Origin of the sequence: Salegentibacter salarius (assembly GCF_900168265.1) — a bacterium.
Lineage (GTDB): Bacteria > Bacteroidota > Bacteroidia > Flavobacteriales > Flavobacteriaceae > Salegentibacter > Salegentibacter salarius.
In genome coordinates, this window is sequence record NZ_FVZF01000048.1 from 1 (window position 1) to 1,058 (window position 1,058).

Consider the following 1,058-nt stretch of genomic DNA (forward strand, 5'->3'; position numbering starts at 1 on the left):
CCGCCACCATCAGTAGTCTGATTGTAAATTTCATTTGTATCAAAAACGTGATGTTTTAAACCGTTGTCGGAATTTATATTATCAACCTCGGCCTGTATTCCGAGAACGGACAATTCTTGACTAACTGCAGTCAGACTTAGAAGAATTGTAACTATCGTAATTAACTTTTTCATTTTTTTTATCTTACTGCCAACGTCTCGTATAAAAACAGTGCGAGCTGGCGAGCGTGATTGTCCGCAGGACAATCCGCTGAGCAAACGAGCGCAGAGTTTCGATTCAAGAACAAATTAAGCATTGTTTTTATATGTTGTTGGCACACGTTTTACTTTCCAGTCCGATAATCCGTATTGGAAAAGTCAAAAGCGGAAAAATCTTTAAAAAGTAAAATATTTTTATCCTTTGTTAGAAAATCATCTAAAACTTCATATTCCCCTTTTGGAAAATTTATTTGGTCACCAGTAGTTAAATATGTGTTTCCTCCAAATTCACACTCACACAATTTTCCTCGTATCGCTGTTGCGTAAACTCTTACTTCTTCCCGATAGCCTTCTTGCCATTCCTTTTTAATTACCTGGATCTTCTTTCTATTCTTTTTAACTAATGCTCGCAAATCAGTCAGATAATCGCTGTAATTATCAGGAAAATTAAATTCCGTTTCTGTAGTCATCGTATATGGATAAGAAACTTTGCCTAAACAACAAGATTCCAATTGTTCGCTCCCATAAAATTCGTGTAGAAAAAGAGAAGAGATTTTAGGTTCTTTATATTCATCTACTTTTTCATACTTTTCCAATTCCGCAATCCAGTAATAAACAAAGGTTCCGTGAGAATCTTTGTTTCTGTCCATTTCAAAAGTCAGTATTACAAATTCTTTTTCGGTCGGCTCTTGGGTCAATCCGTTTAGTGAAGTTAGAAGGAGAACTAATAAAATTAATTTATTTTTCAAGGTGAATTTGGTTTTAAATTCTGACTAACGTCAAATTAGTTGGTCGATACTAAGGTTGGTGAAAACCCCAGATCCTCTGGTTTGAGTTCCAATTTAGCTATATTTTTCCTTA

Annotated in this window: 1 protein-coding gene; it reads right to left on the bottom strand. The window is 34.9% G+C overall.

The window, feature by feature from the left end; translation table 11 throughout:
• Nucleotides 1-322 precede the first annotated feature (322 nt).
• Nucleotides 323-946 carry a hypothetical protein gene (locus B5440_RS15405; RefSeq protein ID WP_070055005.1) on the bottom strand — a complete coding sequence of 208 codons (624 nt, stop codon included), beginning with the start codon at nt 944-946 and terminating at the stop codon, nt 323-325.
• Between the last annotated feature and the right edge of the window lie 112 nt (nt 947-1,058).